The following is a 26,081-nucleotide window of genomic DNA, read 5'->3' as shown; positions in this document are numbered from 1 at the left end:
ATTGTTTTTAACATTATAGTGAAATTCCTCTCTCTTTTATGCTTCTTATGCTAACTCAGAAAGGAATTGATCAATTTGTTCGATAGATTTGCGTTCTTTACCGATGTAGCTACCTAACAACTCATCATTGCTATAGACTAAGAAACTCGGAATGCCCATAATATCATGCTGAGCGCATAAATCAATGAATTGATCACGGTCGACTGACACGAAATCAAAGTCGTCATATTTTTCTTCTAATTGAGGTAAATCGGGTTCAATTACTCTGCAATCTGGGCACCAAGTCGCTGTGAACATAAATACGACCTTACCTCGTTTATAGTCTGCAAACTGTTGTTCATTTTCTAACTTTTTCATAACTTCAACCTTCTTTCACTTAGCGATATTGTAAAAGTTCAATTTGTTCTTCGTCCAATTGAGTCACAGATTGGTAAAGCAATGCGCGTGCTGCCTCATAATCTCGTATATCAAAGACGGATTCAGTGCTATGAATATAACGTGCACACATACCTATAACTGCAGTTGGTACACCGATATTCGCTTTATGGATCTCTCCCCCATCGGTACCACCTGGTGAAATATAATATTGATGTGTGATCTGATGTTCATCAGCGAGTTGTAATAAATAATCTCTAAAGTTCGGTTTCAATATCATCGTACCATCTTTTATACGGATCAATGTACCTGCGCCTATTTGTCCTGATAACTTCTGTTTACCTTGCATATCATTCGCTGGTGAACAATCAACGACAAATGCGATGTCCGGATCGATGAGTTCTGCAGATGGACGCGCACCCCGTAAGCCGACTTCTTCTTGAACATTCGCTCCGACATATAAATCCACGTCTAGTTCAACATCTTGTAGCATCTCTAACAACTCGATACCGATCAGACAGCCGTAACGATTATCCCAAGCCTTGCTCGTATAACGATGCTCAGAAAGTTGTGTGAACGGAGTATAAGGCACAATACTATCACCTATCTCTATGCCACGTTCACGTACTTCGTCAGCTGAAGCACTACCGATATCAAGCATTAAATCTTCAATTTTAGGTGGTCGATCTCCTTGCGTTTGAAAATGTTTCGGAATATTATATACGACACCCACATAACTTTTACCTTCACGTGTCTTAACTTGAAGCCGTTGACCTTGCCAAATGTCAGTAGCAACGCCACCGAGATTAGTAAATTGCAACATACCGTTGTCTGTAATGTTAGTGAGCATAAAGCCGACTTCATCCATGTGTGCTGCTACCATCACACGTTTTGCATTCTTTTTCTTCGAACGTTTAACGCCGTAGAAACCACCTAAACGGTTATATACGAAATCATCTACGAAAGGTTTCATTTGTTGGATCATATAATCTTTTACATCGTCTTCAAAGCCAGGCGCGCCGTGAAGTTCTGTTAATGCTTGCATGCGTTCTAACGTCTTTTGTTTATCTATAGTCATCTGTTATCTACTCCCCTATTCATCTCTGTCTTATTCATTGATGTAACAAAAGCGCTCACTTCTGTTAATCAAACCAACAATCATTTTTACTGATCCGTATGTTCTCGCATAATAGAACTCTCAATCGTTTTACCATCTTCGCTATTAAATTTCACCGCGAAATACATTGGGTCGTGATAGTACAAGAACCATGTTTCATCATTTATAAACTGTTGAATGTAGTGTTGTTTCTCGCTAATAGAATCCATTGGATAATCATCGTAAGCAGTTACCCATAACGGATTGAGGTGCGCGTGCGTTGGGAAGATGTCTGCCATATGCACTGCGCGTTCATCCTCACTCTCGAAGGTAATGATACTATGTCCGAAACTATGGCCTCCTGTGTGTATCATCTTAATACCAGGATAAGGTTCCACAGCATCCTGATAGAGCTTCACTCGCTCTTGATAATCCCCTTGATTCATCGCCCAATATGTCGCTTGGCTTCGTATATTTGGATTGAGAAATTCTTCCCATTCATCTTGTTGAATATAGTGCGTTGCATTTGGAAACACTGCATGCCCCTCACTATCAGTAAGGCCTGTAGCATGATCGAAATGCATGTGCGTCATGAGCACCATATCGATGTCTTCTGGCTTCAAATGATGTTGTGCTAAATCTTCGATAAGGCGGCTTTCGTTACTCACACCATAGTTGCGCAGTTGTTTATCAGTCAACTTACCTTTACCGATTCCCGTATCTACGACAATATTCGCATCTTGAGTTTGAATGAGTAACGGATGCGTCGGTTGAGGAATCTGGTTTTTGTCATTGGATTCGATCTTTCTAGACCACAACGGTTTAGGTACAACGCCAAAGATTGCCCCGCCATCCATGTGTGTATAGCCACCATCGAGATAGTGAATTGTAAACTGTCCTAATTTCATAATATCCCCTCTTAAACTGTCATTTAAATCTATATTAATATAGTCTCTCTTGTCAGTAAAATGTCTGGTTTAACAAAAAAGAGCGAGTACGAACCGTCATCGATTCTACTCACTCTCTAAATAGTACTATATAATTGAACAGTTAGGATTGATGAAAGCGCGCTTCCATACGATAAATTCGCGAGCCTTTATCTGCAAATTTACGCTCGTACTCTGTTTCGATATTATCCTCATCATCTTCTTCGTGTAGGTTAAGATTAATTTTAGTAAAATACATACCGAACTGAGACATACTTTCTAGACTATAAGCAAATAATCCTCGATTGTCAGTTTTAAAATGAATTTCACCGTCTTCTTTAAGTATCTCTTGATATATCGCTAAAAATGTGTGGTACGTTAAACGACGTTTCGTATGGCGACGTTTCGGCCATGGATCTGAGAAATTAAGGAAAATACGATCAACTTCATGCGGCTTGAAGTAATCTGTTAACTCCGCTGCGTCATTACAAATGAGTTTCAAGTTCGTCAACTCTTGATCAATGACATCGCGTAAAATATTAACCATCACATTCTTCTCACGTTCAATCGCAATAAAGTTAATTTCCGGATGTTGAGCAGCGATTGTAGTAATAAACTGACCTCTTCCAGAACCAATTTCAATATAGAGCGGTTGCTGCTGATCAAACCATTGAGAGAGTTGTTTCGCATGTTGGCCATCTATATCCACAATGTCAGTATGGGCTTTCAAATAATCCTCTGCCCACGGTTTATAGCGCATTCTCATCATTCATTCTCCTTAAATAAACGCGTTATGATTCATAATTTCGTTTAAGAATTCTAACCAAGTATTCATATCTTTGAAGCGCTGCTGATCCTCGTACCATTGAATCACTGCAATAGATTGAATTACGGTATACCATTTCATTCGTTTTTGTAAATCAAGAGTTTCTTTCACACCATAACAAGCGAGCCAATCTGACCACTGAGATTCTGGCACGTAGTTATAGAGCAACATACCGATATCAATAGCCGGGTCTGCAATCATCGCATCCTCCCAGTCTACGAGGAAGAGTTCATCGTGATCTGACAGTAACCAATTGTTATGATTCACATCTCCGTGTACGACAGTGAAGAAACGTGGGTCGAGTTGCGGTATATGCGCTTCTAAATAAGTGAGCGCTTTACGTACGACATGATGGGTCCAAACTTCACGTGACAATGACGCATTAATCTTGGAGAGCATGATTTCAGGTGTGATAGGTTCCATTTCCATACGTTTCAACATGTTAAGTAATGTTTTAGAACTATGTATTTTCTTTAAAAGGTTCGTCACACGTGTTTGTGGCATTTCATTAAAAGTGAGCTCACGACCATTCTTCCAGTGTTGCGCAGTTACCACTTCACCTGTTTCAATACGTTTCGTCCATACGAGCTTCGGTACAATACCTTCTGCTGATAATGCTGCGATAAACGGATTCGAATTGCGTTTTAAAAATAACTTCTGACCGTCTTGCTCTGCCATATAAGCTTCACCAGACGCGCCACCTGCTGAATCTAATGTCCAACCCAATTGGTAGAACTGCTCCACGTCGTACACCTCACTTTCAATTAGAAAATGGCTCAAGAAAAAGCTGATTTCTAGAGCCAAATCATACAATTTTTGTCACACACTTTAAGCCGAGCTTTAAACTAGGTTATCCCTTGTATTCCTAGCCTACACACCCTTCGCTCGGCTACTTATCTTGAAGTTCAAGCACCTTCAACGATAGAATATGTATCTATCTCTAACCCTGTCATGTCAGGGTTTCCAGAGATTTCTTTGTCACTATGTATATTCGTTCTTATTTCGAAAGACTCATATTGAATTTTATAATTTTTGGTTGGCGATTTCAACCTAAAAACCAAAACTAAATGTCACATTTTACTTACTTGTGATATTATTAATCTTAAAATTTGACTCCCTCAAATTATATCACAATATCGGTCTTAAGACTTAGTAAGTATGTCGTTTATTTTAAAAATGTCACAAAAAAGTAAAGAGATGATAACAAAATTTTTAATCTGTCATCACATTTCTCTTACCCAAATTGTTAGAGCAACTCACATAATATATCACAATTGTTCTCCTCCACGATAGTGAAAAACGCACTTACATGAAAAGAAAAAAGCACTTTAAAAGAAGACGAGATGCTTTCGCCCTCTCTCAAAGTGCTCAGTCACTTCAGTTACTCTTAAACACAATGCGTATCAATGTAGTGATTAAATCGTGTTTGAAGTTGTTTCGTAATCGGACCTACTTGACCATTACCGACCTGTTCACCATCTAATTTAATCACACCCATGATTTCTACAGAGGTATTCGTGATAATCACTTCATCCGCATTTTTAAGGAAGTCCACATCAAATGTTTCTTCTTTAAATGGAATGCCTTCATCTTCACAAATCCAGCTCACAACTTGACGCGTGATACCGTTCAGAATGTAGTTATTGATTGGATGTGTATAAATCACGCCGTCTTTCACAGCATATGCGTTACTCGCTGATCCCTCTGTAACGATACCATCTCTATGTTGAATCGCTTCGTCAGCGTTATATTTTTCTGCATATTCTCGTGCAAGCACATTACCGAGTAGGTTTAAACTTTTAATATCACAACGTAACCAGCGAATGTCCTCAGTAGTTACTGCACTAATACCTTGGTCCATATCTTTGAACGGGCGTCCGTAACTTTTACTAAAGCCCATCAACGTTGGCTCAACTGGCGGAGTTGGGAAACGATGATCACGAGGTGCAGCACCACGTGTGATTTGGAGATAAACGCCACCATTCACAATCTTGTTTGCTACGACGAGTTCTTTCACGAGCTCCGTTAAAGAGTCTACCGTGTGGTCGATGTCTAAGCCGATTTCATTCGCACTACGTAACAAACGCTCGAAATGTTCTTTAGCTGTAAAAATCTTATTGTTATAAACGCGAATATATTCGTAAATACCATCCCCAAAAATAAATCCACGATCATTGTATGGAATGGTTGCTTCTTGTTCGTCTACGAGTTTCTGATTGATTAATACCTTTGTCATAACTATCCCTCCACACAGATTGAATAAAGTGCTTCTAAGTAAATACTCGTTGCGCGGAATAATTGATCCTTCGTAATGTATTCGTTCTTCTGATGCATGAGATCTTCAGACTCTGGGAACATCGCACCAAATGCCACACCTTTATCTAAATTACGTGCATACGTACCGCCACCGATAGTATAAGGTTCAGAATTGTCACCTGTTTGATTGCGGTAAGCTTCAACAAGTTTCTGTACAAATGGGTCATCTTTCTCAACATAGTGGGGCTCTTGGACTTTACCCATATCGATACTGAAACCAAATGCTTTGATTTCTTCTTCGAAACGGGCCATCGATTTATCAAATTCGAAACCTTGCGGATAACGTAGGTTCACACCGAATTTACCGCCTTCTTGGTTATCATAGCTCACTACACCGACGTTTGTCGTAACATCGCCCATGTTGTCAGTGTGGAATTTCATTCCCATTTTTTCACCAAAATGAGATTCAAATAAATATCTTTCACCGATTTGTACGAAGTTCGTAGCTGTCTTGTCTAAATTGAGCGTCGCTAGGAAATGAAGTAAATACAATCCGGCATTCACACCGATAGATGGGTCCATACCATGAACAGCTTTACCTTCCACGTTCAAGTGCAAGATGCCACTATCAACATAATTGGAACCTTCAAGTTGATGTTCTACTAAGAATTGTTCAAAGTTCTGAATAACATCTGTCATATTTTCTTTAACGAATAGACGTGCTGTTGCTTGATCAGGTACCATGTTATAACGTTGACCAGATTCAAAAGCGTATAATTCATATTCTGGTTCATCATCGTCATCATCTTTCTGATCTTGCACGATATCGAAGACACTAATCCCCTTTTCACCATGAATAGCAGGGAATTCAGCATCAGGGGCGAAACCTAATTTCGGCATTTCTTCAGTCTTGAAATAACGGTCTGTACATAACCAGTCAGATTCTTCATCCGTACCAATGATGATATGTATACGTTTCTTCCAATCTACATTCATTTCATTGAGAATCTTCACAGCGTAGTAAGCCGCAATCGTTGGTCCTTTATCATCAAGTGAACCACGCGCAATAATGCGATCGTCAGTTACAACTGGATCGAATGGATCGCTATCCCAACCTTCTCCAGCTGGCACAACATCCACGTGACAAAGTATACCGAATACGTCATCGCCTGCACCTGCTTCTAAACGACCTGCGATATGGTCTACATCATGTGTATTGAAACCATCTCGGTCAGCTAATTGATACATGTAGTCTAATGCTTTGCGTGGGCCAGGACCTACTGGATTATCTTCAGATGCCTTGTTATCGTCTCTGACACTTTCAATTGATAGTAATCCTTTCAAATCTTCAATGATTTGATCTTCATACGCTTGTACTTTTTCTTTCCACATTACTTATCAACTTCCTTTGTTTAAAAAACTGGGTTTCTCTTTATTCTACATCAAATTAAGCGCGAACTACAGTGGGAAGAACAAATTTCTCAGAATAATTTCTACTGTTTAAATAATTCTGAACTTTAATGTCATATACTCTCGCCTTCTATGAACACATCTGCACTAAAAATCAAAGTTCATTCAGATATGGATGCGACTTGCTTTGGTTTTAATGATACGAACCCTTGACGACAATTCTCCTTGATTAAAAAAGCTTGGCCCACAACATATGTAAGCCAAGCACAAATCTCAATTATTATTTGTTTTTATCTTGTTTAGGTTGGTTTTGATTATTTTTCAAATCTTCTTCAGAAACCACACGTAAGTTGTTTGAAGGATCTACAGCACCTTCGTCAGCGAAGCGTGCTTCTTCAACGTGGTCTTCTTTTTTCTCTTCACCAGTGATGAAGCGTTCTTTTTGTTCATTTAAGAAGCCTTTCGGATCTTCTTTCACCTTTTTCGCATAGGCTTTAGGATCTTTCTTCACTTCTTCGATAGTGTCTCCAGCTTTTTCTTGGAAGTCGCTTGCTACAGAGCTTGCTTTCTCTTTATAATTCTGAGCCGCTTCTTTCGCGTTCTCTTTATAAGATTCAGCTACCTCTTTCGCGTTCTGTTTGTAGCCTTCTGGATCTTCTTTGTATTTGTTGTACTCTTCCTTTAATCTATCTCTGTTTTCTTTGCGAGATAAAAGTACTGCTGCGGCAACACCGCCAAGTCCTAATACAACTTTAAGAAACTTAGACATAATTAACACCTCTTTTTTATAGTTATTGTTTCAGTAACTCTAATTCTTCCTGAGTTAATTGGCGATACGTACCAGGAGCTAAATCTTCATCAAGTGGAAGTGCTCCAATCTTGATGCGTTTCAATGCCCTTACCTCATTGTCTATGGCATGAAACATTCGCTTAACTTGATGATACCGTCCCTCATATAGAGTTACTAACGATTGATTGGGAGTATCAGTTTGTTTCAGTAGAGCTGGTTTCGTAGCACCATCATTTAACTCTATACCCGATTTAAACATATCTATATCATGATTGGTAATATTTTTTTCTGATAGCACTTCATAAGTTTTGGCCACATGTTTTTTAGGGCTCATCAAATCATGATTAAATTGTCCGTCGTTCGTAATTAGCAAGAGTCCCTCAGTATCTTTATCTAAACGGCCTACAGGAAAGATACCTAAATGTTGATATTCTGGAATCAGATCTATCACCGTACGCTGAGCGTCATCTTCAGTTGCTGAAATTACGTCTTGAGGTTTATTCAGCATGAGATAAACTTTATCGATATAAGCTATCGTCTCGCCATCACAGATTATCTCGTCGTTCTCTGGATCCACATGCACTTTTGGGGACTTTTCGACCTTATCATTAATCGTCACGCGTCCTTTTTTCAATAACTGCCTCACTTCTGAACGCGTGCCCACACCCATTTGAGCTAAGTATTTATCTATTCTCATTTTAAAAATCCTAACTTGCTACGTATCTTGTTCGGGATATCACCTAAGAATTCATCCGCAAGATGAGTCTTCATAGAGATTATGCCGTAAATCAAAGCACCAACAATAACACCTACGATAAGAATGATGAGCGCGTTTACTTTGCTAACTGGTGATAAGAACAATTGAAGAACGAAGAATGTCAGTTCTACACCAATCATCATGATAAAGCCGTACATGAATATTTTACCAAATTGAATCCAGGTTTCACGGAAATCATATTTCGCATAAACCTTTAAAATAATTAAATTACAAATATTAGCGAACAACAACGCAATACCTGTTGAAAGCACCGCACCTGGTGTGTGGAACAGCATAATCAATGGTATGTTTAAACCGAGTTTAATCACGACTGCTGCTAAGATGACAAAGACAGTAAGTTTCTGTTTATCGATACCTTGAAGCATAGAAGCTGTCACACTTAACAATGCAATTAAGATCGATACTGGCGCATAGAAGAACAATAGTAAACTACCATCGGGTTGGAATTTGTAGAATACTGTGTACAGTGGTGACGCCAGCGCCATAATGCCTAAACTTGCAGGTACTGTGATAAACATCAACACACCTAGAGATGTACGAATTTGACGGTGCATTTCTGTTGTTTCACCGGATGCAAAGGTCTTCGTGATAAATGGAATTAAGCTGACTGCAAATCCAGCTGATAACGATGTTGGAATCATGACAATCTTATTTGTCGTGAAGTTCAGCATCGTAAAGAAACTATCGTGTAAACTTTGCGGCACGCCTGCTAACCCCAAAGCAAAGTTATGTGTAAACTGGTCCACCATGTTAAAGAGTGGGAAGTTCAAGCTAACGATAACGAAAGGAATACTGTACGAAATAATTTCCTTGTACATTTGTCCATAAGATACATCTATATCGGTGTGGTCTTCTTGAACCATCTGCTCAATATTTGACTTTCTTTTGCGCCAATAATACCACAGGGTGAAGATACCGATAATCGCACCGACTGCGGCACCGAATGTAGCTACACCATTGGCTAATAATAGTGAGCCATTATAGACGTTGAGCACTAAGTATGCACCGACTAAGATGAATAGAATTCGTGCAACTTGCTCTGTCACTTCTGACACAGCGGTAGGTCCCATTGACTTGTAACCTTGGAAGACACCTCGCCATGTCGCTAATAGTGGAATAAAGATAACTACGAAACTAATAATTCGTATAATCCACGTGATATCAGCGAGTGTCCAGCCACCTTGTGCACCATTCTCATGGGCGAGCGTAACGTGTGCAATCGTTGGCGCTAGGCCGTAAAGCACTAAAAAACCAATGATACCGGTAATCGCCATCACGATAAAGCTCGAACGGTAGAGCTTGCGACTCACTTTGTAGGCGCCTAAAGCATTATATTTAGAAACATATTTAGACGCTGCGAGTGGTACACCTGCCGTCGCTACTGCAATAGCGATATTATACGGCGTGTAAGCATAACTGAATGGGGCGAGATTCTTCTCATCCCCCATAATGTGATAGAAAGGAATGTTGTAAATTACACCGAGCACTTTGGTGATCAAGATACTCAATGTAATGAGAAACGTTCCCCTCACTAATTCTTTACTTTCACTCATCCTTATCTTCCTATCTTTAATTAAGTTTTTCTATAATTACCATAAATTTTATCATAACGTTATACGACTGATTTTTCAAAACTATATTACTATAAAATGATTATCGCTGCGAGATATTATATCATGTTGACACTGAAAGTTTGAGAAATTCTCACATACTTCCCCTATAACATACTAACTAAGATTGCTATAATACACTAATGAGTAAACGGATTATCCTAAAATGGAGGATTAAGCATGTATCAAACAGTAATCATTGGCGGCGGACCGAGCGGAAGTATGGCAGCCGTCGCAGCAAGCCAACATAGCGATAATGTCTTGCTGATTGAAAAGAAAAAAGGTTTAGGACGTAAATTAAAAATTTCAGGTGGCGGTCGCTGTAATGTAACGAATCGTCTCCCTTATGCAGAAATTATTCAAAACATTCCTGGGAACGGTAAATTTCTTTATAGTCCTTTCTCTATCTTTGACAATGAATCTATTATCGAATTCTTCGAGAGTCGTGGCGTAAAACTGAAAGAAGAAGACCATGGCCGAATGTTTCCAGTATCTAACAAAGCGCAAGACGTTGTAGATACCCTTACTCAAACGATTTACGACCAAGGTGTCGAAGTGATAGAAGAAACACAAGTCAATCAAATTGAGCATCACGAAGATTATTTTACGCTTACCTTGAATAATCAAGCACAAGTTCATTCACGCACCGTCATCATTAGTACAGGTGGAACGAGTGTGCCTCAAACAGGGTCTACTGGGGATGGTTATCGTTTCGCGGAAAGGCTGGGTCACACGATTACAGAACTCTTCGCTACAGAAGTACCTATTAAATCTCCAGAACCTTTTATCAAAAACAAACGACTTAAAGGCTTGAGCCTTAAAGATGTAGCGTTATCTGTACTGAAGAAAAATGGTAAAGCGCGAATCACACATCAAATGGACATGATCTTCACCCATTTCGGCATCAGTGGTCCAGCCGCTTTAAGATGTAGTCAGTTTGTTTACAAAGAGCAACAGAAACAAAAGCGCCAAGATGTACGTATGAGCCTCGATGTCTTTCCTGAGATGAAACAAGATCAGTTGCAAGCGCAAATTCGTCAAATGATTCAAGACGCACCTGATAAAGCGGTGAAGAATAGTCTACACGGTTTAGTTGAGGAACGTTATTTACTCTTTATGCTTGAACAAGCAGAGATTCCACATGATTTGACGGGCCATCATTTATCTAATGTACAACTACAAGCGTTAGTCTCACAGCTCAAACACTTTGAATTTAGCGTTAACGGCACCCTTCCTTTAGATAAAGCATTTGTCACTGGCGGTGGCGTGAAATTGAAAGAGCTTTATCCGAAGACGATGATGTCCAAACTCGTTCCAGGCCTCTTCTTCAGTGGTGAAGTGCTTGATATTCACGGCTACACGGGTGGCTATAATATTACGAGTGCACTGGTCACAGGACATGTAGCTGGGCTCAACGCAGGTCAGTTCGTTCCTGACAGTCACACTGATGAGTAAAAGCAAACGTGTGAGCTTATGGTTAAAAGTTATTTCACCTCACCCATGTGCGAACACTACGATTCACAATATCTAGAACTCACATTACCGTGCTGCTAAAATCTTAAATGAACTCAAAAATCACCCGAAGATGACTTTCCATCATCTTCGGGTGATTTCATTTAAATATACTTAAACATTTACGTTCATTTCACTCAGCAATTAGATACTGTCGATTTCTAAACCTTCATCGCCCCAAGCATCCATGCCGCCTTCAACGTTGACTGCGTGAATGCCTTGAGATTGTAAATATTGAACGACTTTCGCACTACGGCCGCCTACTTTACATACGATGTAGTATGTTTGATCTTTATCGAAATAGCTAAGATTATCTTCAATTTGATCCATCGGAATCGTTTTTGCTCCTGGAATTGTACCCATTGCTGTTTCTTCGTCAGTACGAACATCAACAATGTTGACTGGGTTGGAATCTAAGATCTTCTCTTTTAATTGATCTACTGTAATGCTTTCCATAATTAAAACGCTCCTTTTCTCTTATTTAGCAACAATATTAACCAATTTCTGTGGCACTGCTATAACTTTCTTCACTTCTTTACCTTCGATAGCAGCTTTGACATTATCATTTGCTAATGCAACCTCTTCCATTTCTTCCTTAGACATATCTTTAGAAATGTTAAGCTTAGCTCGTAATTTACCATTAACTTGAACAACAATTTCGATTTCATCATCTACTAACATAGATTCTTCATATGTTGGCCAAGATTCATAAGTGATTGTTTCGTCATGACCCAATTTAGACCATAGCTCTTCACCTAAGTGCGGTGCAATTGGTGCGAGCATTTTAACGAAACCTTCAATATACGGTTTGTAAAGTTCGTCTGCTTTGTAACTATCATTGATAAAGACCATGAGTTGACTAATAGCAGTGTTAAAGCTTAAGCTTTCGAAGTCTTCAGTGACTTTCTTCACAGTTTGGTTATAAGTCTTGTCTAACGTACCCTTATTAGTGTTTACCACTTTTTCAGATAATGAACCATCTTCGTTAATGAGTAAACGCCAAATACGATCTAAGAAACGACGAGAACCTTCGAGACCTTTTTCACTCCATGCAATCGCTGCATCTAAAGGTCCCATGAACATTTCGTAAAGACGTAGCGTATCTGCGCCATGAGATTGAACGATATCATCTGGGTTAATGACGTTACCTTTCGACTTACTCATCTTCTCGTTAGCCTCACCGAGAATCATGCCTTGGTTATACAGTTTCTGGAACGGCTCTTTCGTAGGCACTACGCCGATATCATAAAGCACTTTATGCCAGAAACGAGAGTAAAGTAAGTGAAGCACCGCATGTTCTACGCCGCCGATATAGAGGTCAACCGGTAGCCAATGTTTCAATTTCTCAGGATCTGCAAGTTGTTCGTCGTTATTAGGGTCGATGTAGCGTAAGTAATACCAGCAACTACCTGCCCATTGTGGCATCGTATTTGTTTCACGACGTCCTTTCATGCCTGTTTCAGGATCTACCACGTTCACAAAGTCATCGATGTTTGCAAGTGGTGATTCACCATTACCTGAAGGTTTAATTTCATCTGTTTCAGGTAGTAAAAGTGGTAATTCGTCTTCGGGAACTGTACTCATCGTGCCATCTTCCCAGTGAATCACTGGAATAGGTTCACCCCAATAACGTTGGCGACTGAAGAGCCAATCACGTAGTTTGTAATTGACTTTGCGTTCACCTGCACCAGAGGCTTCAAGTAACTCAATTGCTTTAACGATGGCTTCGTCATTGTGTAAACCGTTTAATTCACCAGAATTGATGTGTGGTCCGTCACCATCGTAGGCTTCTTTAGATAAATCTCCACCGTCGATGATAGGAATGATTGGTAAATCGAATGTTTGAGCGAATTCGTAGTCACGTTGGTCACCACTAGGCACACCCATAACTGCACCTGTACCGTATGTTGCAAGCACATAATCTGCAATCCATACTGGCACTTCTTCACCGTTTAATGGGTTAATTGCGTAGCCGCCAGTGAATACACCTGATTTCTCTTTGGCAAGACCTGTACGTTCTAAGTCTGATTTCTTCGCCGCTTCTTCTTGATACGCTTTCACTTGTTCTTGTTTAGCTTCAGTTGTCACTGTTTCAACGAGGCGATGTTCTGGGCTTAGCACTAGGAAACTTGAACCATATACTGTATCTGGACGTGTCGTATACACTTCAATTTGTTCTTCTGTATCCCCTTTGATATCGAAACGAATAGATGCCCCTTCAGAACGACCAATCCAGTTACGTTGCATGTCTTTGATTGATTCCGGCCAATCTAAATCGTCTAAATCTTCAAGTAAACGATCCGCGTATTCAGTAATCTTCAAGACCCATTGTTTCATCGGGCGACGGTAAACGGGATGTCCGCCACGTTCTGAGACGCCATCTACAACTTCTTCATTAGAAAGTACTGTGCCTAGTTCAGGACACCAGTTCACCGCTACTTCATCAACGTAAGCAAGCCCTTGATTATAAAGTTGAATAAAGATCCATTGCGTCCATTTATAGTAATCAGGGTCTGTCGTATTCACTTCACGACTCCAATCGTAGCTGAAGCCGAGTTCTTTGATTTGACGCTTGAACGTATCAATATTTTGTTGTGTAAAAGCTCTTGGGTTATTCCCAGTGTCTAAAGCATATTGCTCCGCTGGTAAGCCGAAAGCATCCCATCCCATAGGATGCAACACGTTATAACCTTGCATACGTTTATAACGTGAAATAATATCTGTCGCCGTATAACCTTCAGGGTGACCTACGTGTAAGCCTGCACCTGATGGGTACGGAAACATATCTAACGCATAGAATTTCTTCTGACCAAAGTCGTCAGTCGCTTTAAACGTTTCATGTTCATCCCAATAGTGTTGCCATTTGCGTTCTATTTCTTTGTGATTAAAGCTCACTTTCTCTCCTCCAATTCATGAAAAAACACCTCAAACTATTATCCACACATTCAGGGACGACAATAACCTTGCCGCGGTACCACCCTTGTTCACGCTCAGTGCACTTCATTCAATAATAGTAAGAGATGTCGCTCAATTCATTTATGATCCGGTAAGTTCATTTAGTGTTCCGCCACTAGTTTCCACCATCCTAGCTCTCTGTTGACGAACAACTAAATTACTACTCCTATACATTACTTATATTAAGTGTTCGGGGTCATGATTTCAAGTTTAAATTGTAAAATGCTTTTACCCGACCTTGTGAGTTAAGGTCGCTGGTCCTCGGGTAAGCTTTTATCATAAAAACTAACCACAACCAACGCGATAATCAAGAGACCAATCATGCTTAAGAACATCGTCTGCATATTAAACATATCGACGAGTGCCCCACCGAAAAAAGGACCTAGCGCTTTCCCCACCGTAGAGGCCGAATTAACGTAACCTTGATAAGCGCCCTCTTTCCCTTTCGGAGCTAAATGGTTCGCAATCGTCGGCACTGCAGGCCAGACGAACATCTCACCAAAGGTTAGAATAATCATGCCGATGACGAAGATGATAAAGTGTTCCGCAAAGCTTGTGATTAAAAATGATAATGCAAAGATTCCTATTCCGACAAACATTTGATACTTCAAGTTTCCCCGTAAAAGATAAATTACCGGACGAATAAGCGGTTGGGCAATTAAGATCATCACACCATTAATCGCCCACAGCACACTGTACTGGCTCATCGAAATGTTCAATTGCTGTGTGAATGAAGCGATCGTACTCTCCCATTGAATATAAGCAATCCAACAAATAATAAACATGAGACAAACGAGCAATAGCGCTATAAATTGCGGACGTTGAGCTTTGGAAAATAACCCTGTGTTCTCTTGCGGTTTCACTTTGTAAGTCATTTGAAGATTAAACTGGGTAACCGCAACTACCGCGAAACACACATACATGATGAGGTTGGTTAAGAAGATATAGTTAAAGTCAATTTCTGCCACAAATCCGCCAGTCGTCGCTCCGAGTGCAACGCCTATATTCTGAGCGAGATAAATCGCATTAAAGGTTTGCCGTCCACCTCGAGGCCACACTGCACCTGCCATAGCGTAGATCGCAGGTATAATCATGCCCCCGCCGAATCCGAGGCACACCAACCAGATCGCATACCAAGGCCAACCATGAAAGAAGAAGAGCAATGTCGTACTCGTTAAACAGATACCTGTCCCGCTTAGAATGGTTCGATAACCGCCCAGTTTATCAAATAACGTTCCCCCAAGCAGATTGCCTATGACCATTCCAAATGAATTAATCATGAGTACGATACCAGCGAGCGTTAAACTCTTCCCTAACTCTTCTTTCATATAAATGGTGTTCAATGGCCAGAGGAAGCTGGCACCTGTGATATTCAGAGCCATACCTATGACGAGCCACCAAACCGCTTTAGGCATCTTCATTCACACCGCCCCTTTCATAAGAACAACATTTATACTCACTATAACACAGTTAATAGTAATTATTATTTAATTAACTTTCCATTCTATAACGTTACCTTTAATTAACCTTTGTTATTTATTAAAGAAATTTTCGAGATGCCTCTTTTACTATTAGCGAGTAAAAGCCTGTACTTGACCTCTCTCACTATCACCAGTAAGGTAGAAGAATATGTTAAAATGTGGAAAGATTATATGACTTAGAAAGGAAAATGTAACATGGGTAAATATTTCCCTTACGCATTTGAAGATAAAAGATATCATACTTGGAATTATCACTTGAAAAATAAATTTGGTCAGAAGATATTTAAAGTCGCTTTAGATGGCGGCTTTGACTGTCCGAACAGAGATGGCACAGTTGCACATGGCGGTTGCACATTCTGTTCAGCAGCTGGAAGTGGTGACTTCGCGGGTAACCGAGCAGATCCAATTGAAGTACAATTTAAAGAAATTAAAGATCGTATGCATGAGAAATGGCATGAAGGTCAGTATATCGCTTACTTCCAAGCGTTCACTAACACACATGCGCCTGTCGAAGTCTTACGTGAGAAATATGAGGCTGCGTTGAAAGAAGAGGGTGTGGTTGGTTTATCTATCGCCACTCGCCCCGATTGCTTGCCAGATGACGTGGTAGAATATCTGGCTGAGTTAAATGAGCGCACGTATTTATGGGTAGAGTTAGGTTTACAAACAGTACATCAACGTACGTCTGATCTCATCAATCGTGCATATGATATGCAAACGTATTATGAAGGTATCGAGAAGTTACGTAAACATAATATTAATATTTGTACGCACATTATTAATGGTTTGCCAGGCGAAGATTACGACATGATGATGGAGACAGCACGTGAAGTAGCACAAATGGATGTACAAGGTATTAAGATTCACCTTCTCCATCTTCTTAAAGGGACGCCGATGGTTAAACAATATGAGAAAGGTATGCTGGAGTTTATGTCACAAGACGAGTACACGAATCTTGTTTGTGACCAACTTGAGGTCATTCCCCCAGAGATGATTGTTCATCGTATTACTGGCGACGGTCCAATTGACTTGATGGTAGGCCCGATGTGGAGCGTGAATAAGTGGGAAGTGCTTAATGACATTGATGACGAACTTGCACGCCGTCATTCCTACCAAGGTAAAAAGTTTGAAAGCAAGGTACAATCATGAAAGTCGAACGCATCCTCCCTTTTAGTAAAACGTTATTAAACCAACATATTAAAGAAGATAGTATCGTTATTGATGCGACATGTGGTAACGGACACGACACGCTGTACCTGGCGCAACAAACATCTCAAGGCCATGTCTATGCGTTCGATATTCAAGCAACTGCGATATCAGAAACTGAGGAGCGCGTTAATGGCTATTCAAATGTTCAACTGATTCAAGACAGTCACGCGAATGTTGCGCAACATCTTGCTCCAGAACACCGTGGGCATGTCGATGCCGCTATCTTCAATTTAGGCTATCTCCCTCACGGTGATAAAACGATTATTACTCAAGCGCCTTCAACGATTGCTGCTATTGAAGCGATCATGGAAATGTTGGCGCCCGAAGGTATCATCATACTCGTCATTTATCATGGCCATCCCGGAGGCACTGAAGAAAAAGACGCTCTACTGGAATACTTGAGTAAGATCGATCAGCAAAAAGCACATGTACTCCAATATCAGTTTATCAACCAACAGAATCACCCGCCGTTTATTTGTGCGATAGAAAAGCGCTGATTCGTACTAAACCGATGGTAGCTCAATGCGAGCTATCTTAGGCTTAACAAAAACAATAATCATGCATTACAAAAAATCTCGGTCGAAGAAGTAAGTGAACTTCTCCAACCGAGATTTATTATTATGATAAATTTAATATAGAATTAAGACTGGATTGCATTTTTTCTTTTCTCTCTTGTGCTTCTTTAATGATGTAATCTAACAGTTGTTCTTTCTCTTTCTTCATAGAAGCATTGAAGTGAATAATCACTGTACGTTCATCATTTTTAGGTCTTTCTTTAGTGACCCATGATTTCTCTACTAAATCATTGTACGTACGTGTACGTTTATATGATTTAACAGGTACGTGATCATCCATTTCCTTTAACGTCATAGAACCTTTGTCCCAAAGCGTCAATAGAATCAGAACTTCCTCTTTAGATAACTCGTATTCGCTTTGAACACTGTTGAAGATCGCTTCAACATCTTTAAATAAAGATTCAAGTTCTAAAATATTCGTCACCTTTTGTTCAGTCGTGTTCCCCATCAAACATTCCCCCAATCATAGATTTTAACGATAAAGAAAAAATTAATTTATATAAAATGTAGAACACTGTAGAAGAAGTGTTACTTTACAATAACATCCCTACGCATCATGAAGTAACACTTTACATTCTACAGTTTAAAATGACTATATGTTAAATGCAATGTAAATAGTTTGTCTAAAGAGATATAGTAAATTCACAAAACATTTTATATTAAATTAATCTCATTATCATTTTAAGATCAATCTATGATTTATGCAATTATATGGTTTTGAATTTTATCTTGCATTTCTTTAAGCACTTGTGCTGACTTATCAAATTGCGCTTGTTCCTCTTCACTTAATGGGGATTCAAAGATACGTTGCGCACCATCTCGAGTTACTAATGTTGGAACGCCAATGTAAACATCTTCTTGTCCATATTCACCTTCTAGATAGCTAGATACAGTGAGGACTTTCTTTTGGTTAAAGAGGATTGCTTTCGTGATGTGTAATAAGCCCATCGCAATTCCGTAGTAAGTCGCACCTTTCGCTTCAATAATTTCATATGCTGCATCACGTGTACGTACAAAGATTTCTTCAATACGTTTTTCACGTTTTTTATCATTTTTTAAAATATCAAATAAAGGTTGACCTGCGATATTTGCTTGTGACCATACAGCTAACTCTGAATCACCATGTTCGCCGATAATTTGACCATGAACACTACCTGGAGATACACCAAATTCTTCAGCGAGTTCAAATTTGAAACGCGCAGTATCTAAGATTGTGCCAGAACCGATAACACGTTCTTTCGGTAAACCTGAGACTTTATAAGTGACATAAGTTAAGATATCGACAGGGTTTGTCGCGATAAGGAAGATACCGTCGAAACCGCTGTTCATAATTTCTGTCACGATAGATTTAAAGATCTTCGTATTTTTCTCAACTAAGTCTAAACGTGTTTCACCTGGTTTCTGAGCCGCTCCAGCTGTGATTACTACGATATCAGCATCTGAACAATCGCTATATTGACCTGCTTTAACAGTCACGCGTGAATCACCATAAGGGGCACCATGGTTGAGGTCCATTACGTCACCTTTCACTTTATCTTCATTGAGATCAATGATAACAAGCTCGTCTGCTACACCTTTCGCTACCATCGCAAATGCGTAGCTTGAACCTACTGCACCGTCTCCAACTAATACTACTTTATTACCTTTCGTACGTTCCATACTTACTCTCTCCTATCACAAAACTTTGTATAACTATGTGATTTATTTCACAAATTAAATATACCAAATTTTTCTATAAAAAGCAAGATTAATAGCTTCATGTAAAATTTTCGTCACTATATAATTACTCACGCTTACAGTATGTTTATACATTTGCCATTTTTCAAACAAAGACTGTTCGAGTCATCTTACAAACCTAAAAAAAGACTAGAACTTCACAGACACTTAAAAACACAAGCGCTACGTGTGAAATCCTAGTCTTCTCATACCTTAATGGCATTATAATGTTAAATGACCCTTGCTGAGCTTAGCCTTTATCATTAGTCAGTTGAATTAACTTGATTTTCGTCATCAATGATGAATCCAAGATTGCTGACACTATTATTTAAGAAAGCTAGAATGTAGCGCATCACTTCATCTCTTTCCGGTTCGTTATGGACTTCATGATACAGTCCAGACCATTCTTTATAGTACAGTTCTGATGTAGCTACCTTCGCTTTCACTTCACGAATTACTTCTATATCAGCAATCTTATCTTCTGTTCCTAGCATCAAGAGTAACGGTAATGATTTAATATCTTTCAAATGCTCTACGGTTTCTTTCATAATTTCAGTTACTTCTTTGTACCAGTAGTATGTCACTTTACGCAACATCATTTGATCATCTTCAGTTTCCTCAATTACTTCTTCATTACGCGTTAAATCACGTGCTTCAATTCCCATATTAAAGCGTGTATCTTTCGCTAACTTTCCAATATTTGAAAGTATTTTATCTTTACGCGTCTTAGCTGTTTTCGTAAATTCTAACAGTGGAGAAACGAGTAATAGGCCTTCAATTGGCACCTCAGTTTTTTCCAATAAATTGAGCGCGATGAGTCCACCTAGACCCACACCGAGGAGATATGTAGGTAACTTGTACTCGTTTGCAATGCGGATCCACTCAAGGACTGCTTCATGATAGACATCGAAACTCTCGATTTGTCCTTTATTTGCACGAGAGGTCTGACCTTGTCCAGGTAAATCGCCCATGATGACATGATAGCCTTGGCGTCGCAACATCGTAATGAGATATGCATATCGACCTGTGTGTTCTAACATATTATGCGCGATGACGATGACGCCTTTCGCCTCGCTTTCAGTTTCCCATTTCCACATGTCTTCTAAATCCCTTCTTGTTCAAATTCTTATTCTTTATTGTATCAAACTCTGTTTCCGTATTTCCACGTTCAACCCATTCTCCTTTTTAAAATACTTTACTCTCTTTCTAAGCATAGTTAATCTGATTCTTTAAGGTCGTAACAACCATTTTCTTTATTTTATAGGTAAAAGGCTAAACGTCCCGCGTCGCAATTTCTTTCGCACTTTTAATGTTTGAAAATTTGCAAATTGTGTAAATTATGTGTTTGTAAACGATTTCACTACTATTCATTTCATGCTACACTATATGAAAGGCACAATATTTCTAAAGGAATGGGAGGAGTTTCAATGCCACTAGTGAAAGATTTTTTTATAGGTATATCTAATAATACTTTTTTAAACAAACTCGCTAAGAGTATCGGCCCTACACTAGGAGCAAATCGAGTAGTAGCTGGAAACACGATGGAGCAGCTCATCGATACAATTCAAAAGCTCAACGACAAAGGGATTACAGTGACAGTAGATAAACTGGGAGAATTCGTTGAGAATGAAGGCGAAGCCATCTTAGCGAAACATGAAATCCTCGAAGTCATGTACGCGATCAACAATCATAATGTCGATGCGCACATGTCAGTGAAACTCAGTCAACTCGGAGCTGAGTTCGATTTAGAATTAGCTTATCGTAATTTAAGAGAAATATTATTGAAAGCTAATGAATTTGGAAACATGCATATCAATATCGATACAGAGAAATACGATAGCTTAGCTGATATTACTCAAACGATTGATCGTTTAAAAGGTGAATTCAAAAATGTCGGTACCGTTATTCAAGCTTATCTATACAAAGCGGATGATCTTGTCGACAAATATCCAGAATTAAGATTACGTATGGTTAAAGGTGCTTATAAAGAGAAAGAAGATATCGCCTACCAAACGAAAGAAGACATTGATCGAAATTACATTCACCTCATTGAAAAAAGGTTGAACAATGCAGAGCATGTCACTTCAATTGCGACACATGATGACAAAATCATCAATCACGTGAAGCAATATGTGAAGGATCATAATATTGAGCGAGATCAATTCGAATTCCAAATGCTTTACGGCTTCAGATCTGAATTAGCCGAAGAAATTGCTAATGAAGGTTATAATTTCTGTGTTTACGTGCCATACGGGGATGACTGGTTCAGTTACTTTATGAGACGTTTGGCAGAACGTCCTCAGAACTTAAATCTCGCATTCAAAGAATTCGTGACACCTGAATCATTGAAGAAGACTGGATTTGTGGCAGGTGCATTAGTTGGTTTCGGAGTAGTTGCAGGTCTCGTTACGAAATTCGCTAAAAAATGACTTCGTGATACTTACATTGTCTTATTTAGAGACAGTGCTCATTTTCATCACAAAGTAGTTAGAATTTTCTTGATAGAAAGATTAATATTATTCTCAAATTAAAGAATGGGCAAGTTAAGTAGAATTCTACTCAACTTGCCCTTACTTATGTTCACGCTCTTAATTTTCATTAATTGTTTTAAATAAATTAGCCATTTCAATCGCACTCATCGCTGCATCTGCACCTTTGTTTCCTGCTTTCGTACCTGCACGTTCAACAGCTTGTTCAATGTTTTCAGTAGTCACGATACCGAAGATGACTGGAACATCTGTCGCGTCGTTTGCACGTGAAATTCCTTTAGATACTTCGTTGCAGACATAATCGTAATGTGTAGTGGATCCACGAATGACACAACCGAGTGTGATAACTGCATCGTATTTACCTTTTTGCGCTAACTTCTTCGCTACAAGTGGAATTTCAAATGCACCTGGAACGAGTGCCACATCAATATTATCCTCATCTACTTCGTGGCGCACGAGCGTATCTTTCGCGCCGTCTAATAAACGCATTGTAATAAAGTCGTTGAAACGACTCACCACAATCGCTACTTTCAGATTTGAACCTGTTAATTTACCTTCAAATTTCATTATGTGTACCTCCTAAATTAAATGACCCATTTTATCTCTTTTAGTAATTAAATAATCATGATTATGCTCATTCTCTGGCACAATCACTTCGATACGTTGCGCAATCTCTATACCATAGTGTTCTAAACTTTGAAACTTCGCTGGATTATTGCTCAACAAATTCACTTTTTTAATACCAAAGTGTTTAAGAATTTGTGCCGCTTCGAAATAATCTCTTAAGTCTTCATCAAAGCCTAGCGCAGTGTTTGCTGTTACGGTATCATAACCATCCTCGATTAACTCATAAGCACGTAGTTTATTAATCAATCCAATACCGCGACCTTCTTGAGGAAGATAAAGAATCATACCACCATGCTCTTGAATATACTTCATTGACGCTTCTAATTGCTTACCGCAATCACAACGTTGGCTATGGAAGATGTCGCCTGTCATACATGCTGAATGTAAGCGTACATTCTCAACTTCACTAATTTCGCCTTTAACGATAGCAACGATTTCCTCACCATCATGCGTCGTAAAACCATACATATCGAATTGACCATAATCTGTCGGCATCTTCACTTTCGCACGTGCTTGAATCGCTTGAGCTTGACGTTCACGGCGATAATACATCAAATCTTTAATCGTAATCATCTTCAAGCCATGCTGTTCTTTGTACTGCATCAAATCGTCGCCTTTCGCCATCGTACCGTCATCATTCATGATTTCACAAATGAGCGCGGCAGGTGTAGCGCCTGAAAGTTTCGCTAAGTCCACTGCTGCTTCAGTATGACCTTGACGTTCTAAGACACCACCCTCTTTAGCGATGAGAGGGAAGAGATGACCTGGTCGGTTGAAATCTTGCGCTGTCGTTTCTGGACTCACCAACGCTTTCGCCGTTAACATACGCTCGTTTGCACTAATTCCTGTCGTCGTTTCACGGTGATCGATACTCACGGTAAATGCAGTTCCAAAGGCGTCAGAGTTCTGTGAAACCATTGGCGCTAGATCAAGACGTTGTGCAATATCCTGACTCACGGGTGCACATATTAATCCACGTCCATATGTCGCCATGAAATTTACAGTATCCTCTTTCATCCATTGGGTGACTGCTATCAGATCTCCCTCATTCTCTCTATCTTCGTCATCTACTACGATGACACTTTCCCCATTCTTAAGGGCTTCTACTGCGTCGTCTATGCGGTCAAATTTCATCCTCTACCCCTCCTAGTATCCTAACGCTTTCATCTTATCCACTGAGAGACCGTCTTTCTGGTCTCCTATGATGCGTTCAACGTATTTAAATAACATATCTGTCTCTAGATGCACGAGATCGTTTTCTCTCTTTTTATCTAAAATGGTCGCATGACGTGTTTCTGGAATGAGATGGATATCGAACTCATTCGCGCGCAGTTGAAATATCGTTAAGCTCGTACCATCTACCGCTATAGAGCCACGAGAGACCATTTGATTTAACAAATCTTGTGGTGCTTGAATTGTGATAATCGTTGAATTGCTGTTCTTCTCAATACGAGAGATACGACCAATATCGTCAACGTGACCAAGTACGAAATGACCACCAAATCGACCTTGACCACTCATCGCCCGTTCTAAATTGACGGGATCTCCTTGAGATAACTGATTTAAATACGTCTTGCTTTCTGTACCTTTAATGACTTGGACATCAAAGTGATTTGAATCGAAAGCTGTGACCGTTAAACACGTGCCGTTCACACTGATTGAATCACCAATCTGCATGTCTTCTAATATTGTCTGACAACGTATAGAGAGCGTCATAACAGATTGGACAGTCTGCATACGTTCAATCGTACCGACCTCTTCTATGATACCTGTGAACATCGTCTCACTTCTTTCGTAACTGGACTTTAATATTCTGCTCAAGCATGTCTGTACGAACAATTTCAAAGTTAGGAACTTGCGATAGCTCTAGTACTTCATCAGTTTGGTAGAATTGATGCTGACCAGAACCACCTATAATAATCGGGGCATAATAAAGGATGAGTTCTTTCGTTAGTGTTGAATGGAGAAATTGAGAAGTAACTTGTGGGCCTGCTTCTACGAGTACACGCCCAATACCTTTGCTGTATAAATCAGAAAGGATACGTTCAATTGTACATTCTTCTAAATAAATAATATCTATATGTTCTTGGTTTGCGGAAAGGTTTGGATTTTCAGTATAAATCCATATCGGTGCTGTGGCATCTTGAAACATAGACAAATCGAAATTGATTTCACCACTTTTAGAAAGTAAGACTCTGACTGGATGCTTACCATCTTCAATGCGTGTCGTATAGCTCGGGTCGTCTGCATGAACCGTACCGTTACCTGTAATGACCGCATCATGTGTGTGGCGCAGTTGAAAGACATCTTGTTTCACAGCCTTATTCGTAATCCATTGACTCTGACCGATATCTGTCGCTTGCTTACCATCTAAGCTGCATGAAACTTTCACCGTTACTTCAGGCATCGCATTACGTTTAGCAAAGAAGAAGTCTTCATAAAGTCTCATCGCCGCTTCTTGGTAACGGAATTCCACATCAATACCGTGTTCTTTCAAGATTTGATCGCCTCTTGAAGAAAGCGTCGTATCTTTGATTGCATACACGACCTTAGAAATACCGAAATCAATAATTTTATTCACACAAGGTGGCGTAGAACCGTAATGCGTACAAGGTTCAAGTGAAATATATATCGTGCCACCTTGCGCTTCTGCACCTGCCATATCCAATGCTTGAACCTCAGCATGCTTATCACCTTGTCGCAGATGCGCGCCTAAGCCAACAACTCTCCCTTGGTTAACCACAACTGCACCCACTGGCGGATTGACTCCAGTTTGTCCTTCAACCATTTCCGCAAGTTGAATAGCATAATTTAAATAATGACTCATTTCATCACCTCATTAAAAAAACACCTAAGGCTTCGCTTCAGGTGTGAGAAAAATAGTAAACTAACATGTTCCATATGTGTATCATCACGTACGACTTTAGGTCATAATGGCACACAAACCTAACTTGCGCAGACTTCAACATATTACTGACATATGTCTGCTCTACTAACGCTTGTCACCACTATTAACACAGTAAGTCCGTGTTATAATGCATACTTCACATGACAAAGTAGACCACACGTTATGGTGGTTGTCGTTTACTTCATTCTTTCTCCCATCCAGACTATACTGTCGGCTCTAGATTCTCACTAGATCAGCCAAGGTCATATCTTATGACCTCGGGTCGCAGGCTTCACTTACTGCCGGTTGGGAATTTCACCCTGCCCCGAAAGAATTACTCTATTTAATTGTTCAATTGACATCGATGATTGAGTCTATCATTATCTTACATCAAAATATTGTGAAACACAATTCAGGTGTCTGTATAACGTGGAGAAGCTCATTCCAAGTGTCAAACGTTTGAAGTAAGTATCAGCGCTCCTCTCATTTCGTTTCGCCATCATCTTTCACTACTCAATTTGCAGGACTCCCTATATAGCAAAAGGTAGCGAGGAAACGTACGT

24 protein-coding genes and 1 riboswitch are annotated in these 26,081 nt (G+C 39.6%); of the genes, 4 read left to right on the top strand and 20 right to left on the bottom strand.

Going from position 1 to position 26,081, the window contains the following annotated elements; translation table 11 throughout:
• Positions 1–45 precede the first annotated feature (45 nt).
• The 10 genes from CD126_RS03650 to CD126_RS03605 form a co-directional block, all read right to left on the bottom strand.
• Positions 46–357 carry a thioredoxin family protein gene (locus CD126_RS03650; RefSeq protein WP_049407792.1) on the bottom strand — a complete coding sequence of 104 codons (312 nt, stop codon included), beginning with the start codon at positions 355–357 and terminating at the stop codon, positions 46–48.
• 19 nt (positions 358–376) lie between these two features.
• Positions 377–1,453, bottom strand: a complete 1,077-nt coding sequence (locus CD126_RS03645) for a M42 family metallopeptidase (RefSeq protein ID WP_103370051.1) — start codon at positions 1,451–1,453, stop codon at positions 377–379.
• An 86-nt stretch (positions 1,454–1,539) separates the two neighbouring features.
• The gene (locus tag CD126_RS03640; protein WP_049407787.1) at positions 1,540–2,379 is read right to left on the bottom strand and encodes a YtnP family quorum-quenching lactonase; all 840 of its coding nucleotides are present in this window, start codon (positions 2,377–2,379) and stop codon (positions 1,540–1,542) included.
• Between the two features lie 142 nt (positions 2,380–2,521).
• Positions 2,522–3,163 carry a tRNA (guanosine(46)-N7)-methyltransferase TrmB gene (gene trmB / locus CD126_RS03635; protein ID WP_049407786.1) on the bottom strand — a complete coding sequence of 214 codons (642 nt, stop codon included), beginning with the start codon at positions 3,161–3,163 and terminating at the stop codon, positions 2,522–2,524.
• A gap of 12 nt (positions 3,164–3,175) precedes the next feature.
• A complete protein-coding gene (locus CD126_RS03630) occupies positions 3,176–3,967 on the bottom strand; it encodes a phosphotransferase family protein (protein ID WP_049407784.1) in 792 nt (263 codons plus the stop codon).
• A gap of 643 nt (positions 3,968–4,610) precedes the next feature.
• On the bottom strand, positions 4,611–5,459 hold the full coding sequence (gene dat / locus CD126_RS03625) for a D-amino-acid transaminase (RefSeq protein ID WP_049407782.1): 849 nt from the start codon (positions 5,457–5,459) through the stop codon (positions 4,611–4,613).
• A gap of 2 nt (positions 5,460–5,461) precedes the next feature.
• Entirely contained in the window at positions 5,462–6,871 is a 1,410-nt protein-coding gene (gene pepV, locus CD126_RS03620; protein WP_049407780.1) for a dipeptidase PepV, read from the bottom strand.
• A gap of 298 nt (positions 6,872–7,169) precedes the next feature.
• Positions 7,170–7,658, bottom strand: a complete 489-nt coding sequence (locus tag CD126_RS03615; protein ID WP_049407778.1) for a YtxH domain-containing protein — start codon at positions 7,656–7,658, stop codon at positions 7,170–7,172.
• Positions 7,659–7,680: 22 nt separating this feature from the next.
• The gene (locus CD126_RS03610; protein WP_103370050.1) at positions 7,681–8,376 is read right to left on the bottom strand and encodes a pseudouridine synthase; all 696 of its coding nucleotides are present in this window, start codon (positions 8,374–8,376) and stop codon (positions 7,681–7,683) included.
• A complete protein-coding gene (locus tag CD126_RS03605) occupies positions 8,373–10,010 on the bottom strand; it encodes a putative polysaccharide biosynthesis protein (protein WP_049407774.1) in 1,638 nt (545 codons plus the stop codon). Before CD126_RS03605 ends, CD126_RS03610 begins: the two co-directional genes overlap by 4 nt.
• A gap of 237 nt (positions 10,011–10,247) precedes the next feature.
• On the opposite strand from CD126_RS03605, the gene CD126_RS03600 reads away from it, so the two are divergent.
• Entirely contained in the window at positions 10,248–11,522 is a 1,275-nt protein-coding gene (locus tag CD126_RS03600) for a BaiN/RdsA family NAD(P)/FAD-dependent oxidoreductase (RefSeq protein WP_049407772.1), read from the top strand.
• 201 nt (positions 11,523–11,723) lie between these two features.
• On the opposite strand, the gene CD126_RS03595 is transcribed toward CD126_RS03600, so the two are convergent.
• The 3 genes from CD126_RS03595 to CD126_RS03585 all read right to left on the bottom strand — a co-directional run bounded on the left by CD126_RS03595 (position 11,724) and on the right by CD126_RS03585 (position 15,955).
• Positions 11,724–12,035: a rhodanese-like domain-containing protein gene (locus CD126_RS03595; RefSeq protein ID WP_049407770.1), complete on the bottom strand. Its 312-nt coding sequence runs from the start codon at positions 12,033–12,035 to the stop codon at positions 11,724–11,726.
• 21 nt (positions 12,036–12,056) lie between these two features.
• On the bottom strand, positions 12,057–14,474 hold the full coding sequence (gene leuS, locus CD126_RS03590) for a leucine--tRNA ligase (protein ID WP_103370049.1): 2,418 nt from the start codon (positions 14,472–14,474) through the stop codon (positions 12,057–12,059).
• A gap of 305 nt (positions 14,475–14,779) precedes the next feature.
• Positions 14,780–15,955, bottom strand: a complete 1,176-nt coding sequence (locus CD126_RS03585; RefSeq protein WP_049407766.1) for an MDR family MFS transporter — start codon at positions 15,953–15,955, stop codon at positions 14,780–14,782.
• A 255-nt stretch (positions 15,956–16,210) separates the two neighbouring features.
• Here CD126_RS03585 and mnmL point away from each other — a divergent pair, with 255 nt between their 5' ends.
• Both mnmL and mnmM read left to right on the top strand, forming a co-directional pair.
• On the top strand, positions 16,211–17,164 hold the full coding sequence (gene mnmL, locus CD126_RS03580; RefSeq protein ID WP_103370048.1) for a tRNA modification radical SAM protein MnmL/YtqA: 954 nt from the start codon (positions 16,211–16,213) through the stop codon (positions 17,162–17,164).
• Entirely contained in the window at positions 17,161–17,721 is a 561-nt protein-coding gene (mnmM, locus tag CD126_RS03575; protein ID WP_103370047.1) for a tRNA 5-(aminomethyl)-2-thiouridylate-methyltransferase MnmM, read from the top strand. The genes mnmL and mnmM overlap by 4 nt, the downstream gene beginning before the upstream one ends.
• A gap of 121 nt (positions 17,722–17,842) precedes the next feature.
• Here mnmM and CD126_RS03570 read toward each other — a convergent pair whose 3' ends face one another.
• The 3 genes from CD126_RS03570 to CD126_RS03560 form a co-directional block, all read right to left on the bottom strand.
• A complete protein-coding gene (locus CD126_RS03570) occupies positions 17,843–18,247 on the bottom strand; it encodes a transcriptional regulator, SarA/Rot family (RefSeq protein ID WP_002472994.1) in 405 nt (134 codons plus the stop codon).
• 251 nt (positions 18,248–18,498) lie between these two features.
• Positions 18,499–19,458 (bottom strand): L-lactate dehydrogenase, encoded by a 960-nt coding sequence (locus CD126_RS03565; RefSeq protein WP_002472993.1) that lies wholly within the window; start codon positions 19,456–19,458, stop codon positions 18,499–18,501.
• A gap of 320 nt (positions 19,459–19,778) precedes the next feature.
• On the bottom strand, positions 19,779–20,612 hold the full coding sequence (locus CD126_RS03560) for an alpha/beta fold hydrolase (RefSeq protein WP_049407761.1): 834 nt from the start codon (positions 20,610–20,612) through the stop codon (positions 19,779–19,781).
• 330 nt (positions 20,613–20,942) lie between these two features.
• Here CD126_RS03560 and CD126_RS03555 point away from each other — a divergent pair, with 330 nt between their 5' ends.
• Complete coding sequence (locus CD126_RS03555; RefSeq protein WP_103370046.1) at positions 20,943–21,944, top strand: proline dehydrogenase family protein; 1,002 nt, start codon at positions 20,943–20,945, stop codon at positions 21,942–21,944.
• A gap of 159 nt (positions 21,945–22,103) precedes the next feature.
• Here the strand turns inward: CD126_RS03555 and ribH are convergent, their stop codons facing one another.
• The 4 genes from ribH to ribD are packed head-to-tail and all read right to left on the bottom strand — an operon-like array spanning position 22,104 to position 25,458.
• Positions 22,104–22,571, bottom strand: a complete 468-nt coding sequence (gene ribH / locus CD126_RS03550; protein WP_002471545.1) for a 6,7-dimethyl-8-ribityllumazine synthase — start codon at positions 22,569–22,571, stop codon at positions 22,104–22,106.
• Positions 22,572–22,583: 12 nt separating this feature from the next.
• Positions 22,584–23,765, bottom strand: coding sequence for a 3,4-dihydroxy-2-butanone-4-phosphate synthase (ribB, locus tag CD126_RS03545; RefSeq protein ID WP_103370045.1), 1,182 nt, complete (start codon positions 23,763–23,765; stop codon positions 22,584–22,586).
• 12 nt (positions 23,766–23,777) lie between these two features.
• A complete protein-coding gene (locus CD126_RS03540) occupies positions 23,778–24,410 on the bottom strand; it encodes a riboflavin synthase (protein WP_049411205.1) in 633 nt (210 codons plus the stop codon).
• A 4-nt stretch (positions 24,411–24,414) separates the two neighbouring features.
• Positions 24,415–25,458, bottom strand: coding sequence for a bifunctional diaminohydroxyphosphoribosylaminopyrimidine deaminase/5-amino-6-(5-phosphoribosylamino)uracil reductase RibD (ribD, locus tag CD126_RS03535; protein WP_049407753.1), 1,044 nt, complete (start codon positions 25,456–25,458; stop codon positions 24,415–24,417).
• Between the two features lie 262 nt (positions 25,459–25,720).
• A riboswitch (FMN riboswitch) is annotated at positions 25,721–25,855 on the bottom strand.
• Positions 25,856–26,081: the final 226 nt, after the last annotated feature.

Source organism: Staphylococcus pettenkoferi, from assembly GCF_002902685.1.
In the GTDB taxonomy this organism is placed as follows: domain Bacteria; phylum Bacillota; class Bacilli; order Staphylococcales; family Staphylococcaceae; genus Staphylococcus; species Staphylococcus pettenkoferi.
Note: the sequence above shows the minus strand (reverse complement) of the source record. Positions and strands in the feature narration are given on the sequence as shown.